Origin of the sequence: Micromonospora sp. M51, from assembly GCF_018070305.1 — a bacterium.
Lineage (GTDB): Bacteria > Actinomycetota > Actinomycetes > Mycobacteriales > Micromonosporaceae > Micromonospora > Micromonospora parva.
The window spans coordinates 1-4,542 of sequence record NZ_JAGPXZ010000514.1 but is presented as its reverse complement, the minus strand read 5'-3'; the positions used below and the strand labels follow the sequence as shown (position 1 = coordinate 4,542).

General features: G+C 73.1%; 6 protein-coding genes. 1 reads left to right on the top strand and 5 read right to left on the bottom strand.

Annotated features, from left to right (window positions below; genetic code table 11):
• The 4 genes from KBX53_RS23415 to KBX53_RS23400 all read right to left on the bottom strand — a co-directional run.
• On the bottom strand, positions 1–272 hold a 272-nt coding region (locus KBX53_RS23415; protein WP_210861666.1), incomplete at its 3' end, for an NAD(P)-binding domain-containing protein.
• Positions 273–373: 101 nt separating this feature from the next.
• Complete coding sequence (locus KBX53_RS23410; protein WP_210861665.1) at positions 374–1,804, bottom strand: RNB domain-containing ribonuclease; 1,431 nt, start codon at positions 1,802–1,804, stop codon at positions 374–376.
• 80 nt (positions 1,805–1,884) lie between these two features.
• Positions 1,885–2,697 (bottom strand): hypothetical protein, encoded by an 813-nt coding sequence (locus tag KBX53_RS23405; RefSeq protein ID WP_081883751.1) that lies wholly within the window; start codon positions 2,695–2,697, stop codon positions 1,885–1,887.
• Between the two features lie 83 nt (positions 2,698–2,780).
• The gene (locus tag KBX53_RS23400; RefSeq protein ID WP_030330129.1) at positions 2,781–2,984 is read right to left on the bottom strand and encodes a hypothetical protein; all 204 of its coding nucleotides are present in this window, start codon (positions 2,982–2,984) and stop codon (positions 2,781–2,783) included.
• Positions 2,985–3,160: 176 nt separating this feature from the next.
• On the opposite strand from KBX53_RS23400, the gene KBX53_RS23395 reads away from it, so the two are divergent.
• Entirely contained in the window at positions 3,161–3,658 is a 498-nt protein-coding gene (locus tag KBX53_RS23395) for an NUDIX domain-containing protein (protein ID WP_210861664.1), read from the top strand.
• Positions 3,659–3,661: 3 nt separating this feature from the next.
• Here KBX53_RS23395 and KBX53_RS23390 read toward each other — a convergent pair.
• Positions 3,662–4,542: hypothetical protein (locus tag KBX53_RS23390; RefSeq protein WP_210861663.1), on the bottom strand; the 881-nt coding region annotated here is incomplete at its 5' end.

Sequence of the window (4,542 nt, the reverse complement as noted above, 5' to 3'; positions counted from 1 at the left end):
TCCCACGGCACCGCGATGATCACCACGTCGCTGCGTCGGGCCACCTCGTCGTTGGCGGCACCGGTGACGCTGCCGCTGGCCGGCACCCCGGGCAGGGCGGCGATCTCGGCCGCGGACTCGGCGGCCCGCTCGGCCGACCTCGATCCGATCAGCACCGTCTGACCGGCCCGCGCGAACCGGTAGGCGAGGCCCCGCCCCTGGTCGCCGGTGCCACCGATGATGCCGACCGTCAGCCCGGACACGTCGGGCAGCGTGCTCGCGTCGTATGCCATGGCCTCATCCTCGCAAACCGCCCGGTGGGTCAGCAGCGCCGAGCGTTGTGAGAATCCCCGCTGCCCCGGACTCCCCCGGCGCTCACGAACACCGGCAGCGCTCAGGCCAGCTCGAACAGGACGCTCCGGGCCGCCGGGTCGGCGGTGACCAGCCGGACCCGCACGCGTTCGCCGAGCGGCAGTTGGCCGAGGCAGCGGGCGCGTACGGGCGGGGCGTCCAGCGCGACGGTGCCACCGGGCGGGCGGGGCCGGGACTTGCCGTTGGGCGGGGCGTCGACGTCGAGGACGGCCGCGTCGAAGGTTTCGCCGACCCGGTGTTCCAGCACCGCCGCCTCGGCCAGCTCGACGGCGCCACGAGCGGCCGACGAGGCGATCCGGTCGGTGCTCGCCATCGCCTCGGGCAGCCGGGGCAGGGCGGCGCGGGCCCAGTCGGGCACCGGCTGGCCGGTGTGCAGGGCCAGGCAGACCTCGGTGGCGTACCGGTCGGCAAGCCGCCGCAACGGGGCCGTCACGTGGGCGTACGCGGCTGCCACACCGCCGTGTTCCGGCTGCTCCGGCACTTCCCCGTCGAAGGCGGTGTACGCGGCACCGCGCATCAGCTCGGCCGCCTGGTCGATGAACGCCGCGGCGCGCGGCTGGGCCGGGTCCAGAGCGGCGATGACCTGTCCCGGGCCCACGTCGTCGGGCCAGTGCACGCCCAGCGGGGCGGCGGCGGCCCGGAGCCGCTGCACCGCCTCCGGTTTGGGCGCCGGCATGGTCCGCAGCAGGCCGACCCGGCCGGCCAGCATGATGTCGGCGGCGGCCATCCCGGTCAGCAGGGAGATCTGCGCGTTGTGATCCTCCATCGGCACCGGCGCGCGCAGCACCAGCCGCCAGCCTTCACCATCGGGCTCCAGATCCTGCTCGGGCAGCGGCAGGTTGATGGCGCCGCGCCGCAACCCCCGCGCGGTCAGCAGGTCGCCGATCTCCGGCAGCAGGGCGATCGGGTCGGCCAGCCGTCCGGCCTCGGCCGCCGCCTGCACACCTGGGTAGTCGAGTTTGGCGCGACTGCGGACCAGGGCGCGTTCCACCTCGACGGCCACGGTGGCGCCGTCGGCGTCCAGGTCGATGGTCCAGAGCACCGCGGCCCGGTCGACGTCGGGCAGCAGGCTGGCGGCACCCTCACTGAGGGTGCGCGGGTGCAGCGGCACGTTCCCGTCGGGCAGGTAGATGGTCTGCCCCCGCCGCCAGGTTTCCGCCTCCAACGCCCCACCAGGGGTGACGTGCGCGGCGACGTCGGCGATCGCGTACCGCACCCGGTAGCCGCCACCCGGGCGGCGGGCGAGGTGCATCGCCTGGTCCAGGTCCCGCGAGGTGGCGGGGTCGACGGTGACGAACGGTATGTCGGTGCGGTCGACGGGCGGCTGCGGCGGTGCCGCAGCCGCCTCGTCGGCCTCACGCTGGGCGTCGGCAGGGAAATCCTCGGGCAGGCCGAGTTCCCGGCGCAACGCGCCGAAGTCGATGCGGGGCGCGAGTACGCGTCGGATGACCACGGGTCAATCCTGACAGTGCCACCGGTGATCCGCTTCCGGTGACCGGCCGGGAATTCCACCTGGCAAGAGGTGGTCCGTGCTCAGCCGGTCGCCTTCCGGGCGGCGGAGCGGGCGCCCTTCGGTGCGGTGGCCCGAGCGGCGACCGGTCGGGCCGGCGACTTGCGGGCGGTCACCTTGCGCGCCGGCGCCTTGGCCGCGACGGTCTTCTTCGCCGGGGCCTTCTTCGCCGCCGCCTTGCGGGCGGTGGTCGACGAGGTGCCGGTCGCCTTCGCGGCCGGGGCCTTCTTGGCCGGGGCCTTGCGCGCGCCGCCGCTGGGGCGGGTGGACGCGGTCTTCTTCGCCGCTGTCGTCTTCTTCGCCGCTGTCTTCTTGGCGGCGGACGCCGTGGTCGCGACCTTGCGCGCCGGGGCCTTCGCCGCGGTGGCGGTCTTACGGGCGGGCGCCTTCGCGGCCGTGGTCTTCTTCGCCGCCGAGGCCGTCGTCTTCTTCGCCGCGCTCGCCGTCTTCTTCGTCGCAGCGGTGGTCTTCTTCGCGGCGGTGGTGGTCTTGCGCGCCGCCGACGCCGGAGCGCGCTTGGCGGTGGCGGTCGTCTTGCGGGTGGCGGCAGCGGTCTTCGCCGGCGCCTTCTTGGCCGCGGCGGTGGTCTTGGTCGTGGTCCGCTTCGCCGGTGCCTTCTTCGCGGGGGCCTTCTTCGCCGCCGTGGTGGTTTTCTTGGCCGGCGCGCGGCCTGCCGCACCGGCCGCCTTGCGGGCCGGTGCCTTCGCGGCACCGGCGGTGGACTTGCGCACGGGGGTGGTCCGGCTCGCCGCCGTGTTCCGCTCCGCCGCGGCGGTCTTCTTCGCGGTGGTGCGTCGGGCGGCCGGGCGCTTGGTGGCCTGCTGTGCTTCGGCCATCGTGGTTCCCTCCTCGGGGGACGTGCTCTCGCGTGCGTCCTCGCGGAGCACGAAATGCCTCGGCGCGAGCCGTCCCGCGCCGCCTATCTGTCGTCCCCGGCCCAACGAGCGTCCTCGGCATCCCACGCCTCGTTCCGCTCCTGCACTCGTTGCAGGGCGTTCTCGGCGTCGGCCGCCGAGTCGTACGGCCCGAGAACGTGCTTCGCCGGACACACGTTGGCGTCCGTCTCGACCCGGTGATGTCGGGTGCACCAGTAGAACTGCCCACCACGTTCGCTGTCGCTCATGGGAATCACTGTGCACCGCGAACCGGCCGGCCGCCACCGGATCGCACAAGTCGCCGACGATCTCCACAGTAGATATGCATCGGCTCTGTCGGGCCGAAACGGCGAAACGCGTGGGACTGGAACACCAGAAGATGCGCAGGTGAGCCGCGCGGTGGCGTCGCCTCTATGATCGCCGGATGGCGATTCCGGACTACATCGTGGGCATGCGCAAGCACGTCGGCCACGACCTGCTCTGGCTGCCGAGCGTCAGCGCGGTGGTCCGCAACGACGCCGGTGAGCTGCTGCTCGGACAGCGCGCCGACGAGGGGCGCTGGTCGGTGAGCTGTGGTTTCGTCGAGCCGGGCGAGCAGCCGGCCACCGCGCTGGTCCGCGAGGTGCGTGAGGAGACGGGGCTGGACGTGGCGCCGGTGCGGATGTCCAGCGCCGTGTCGCACCCGCACACGTACCCGAACGGGGACCGGTGCGAATACCTCAACCTGGGGTTTCTGTGTCGGCTAATGGCCGGCACCGCCCGGGTCAACGACGACGAGTCGCTGGACGTGCGGTGGTTCCCGTTGGACCGGCTGCCCGAACTGGACAAGCACGCCCTGCTGGTCATCGCGTACGCGCTGCGGGAAAACCAGTTGGCCGGTTACCTGGAGCCGGGCACGACGTGGGACGACGTGCCCGACTGAGGTTCACACCGGGGTCGGCGCGAGGGCGACGGGCACGGCGGGCGCGGACCGGGCCGCCCGAATGGTGTACGCGAGCGCGTACGGCATGCAGGCCAGGTAGAACATCGGCTCCAGCAACAGGCGGTCGGTGATCAGGAAGATCTCCCACGACGTGGGGCGGGGCAGGCCGAAGTTCCAGTCGGTCCAGCAGGCGAAGAGCCACAACGGCGCGGAGATCCGGTCGACGCTGTCCGCTGTCATCGCGTCGGCCGCAACGGTGCCAGGTCCCGGAATGGTCTGGATCACGAAGAGGATCACGGCCAGGTCGGCGGCGACGAGCGCGCCGACGAGGCCCACCGACCAGGCGACGCCGACCCGGCCCCGGGCGGCGAGGCTCGCCGCAGCCCAGAGGGCCAGCGTCAGGCCCGCCGACCAGAGCAGCAGACCGGGTACGAAGCTGCCGAGGACACTGCCGTTGATGACGGACATGAGCCCGAGTGCGGCCACACCGACGGGGAGCACCACGCCGAGCGCGATGCGCAGTGGCCCGTGCAGTGCGGTGTGCCGGGCCGACCGTGCCGTGTACTTCGCCAACAGCACCGCGAAGCCGAGGATCAACATCGACCAGAGCGGCAACTGCACCGCGCTCGACCAGCTCACCAGCATCGACAGCCAGTTGTAGACCTGCGCCATGGCCAGCGCGCTGACGACCACGATCGCGGCGCAGGCGAGGGGGGCCAGGAGCAGGGCGGCGGCGGTACGGCGGGCCCGCTGATGCATCAGGCGGCGGTCGAGGAGCGGGGCACCGGCTCGGCTGACGGCGAGGCTCGCCGCGAAGCCGACCATCGTCGTCCGGCGACCGTTCTCGGCGAGCACGTGCAGCTCGGCGGCCCATTCGCGGCGCA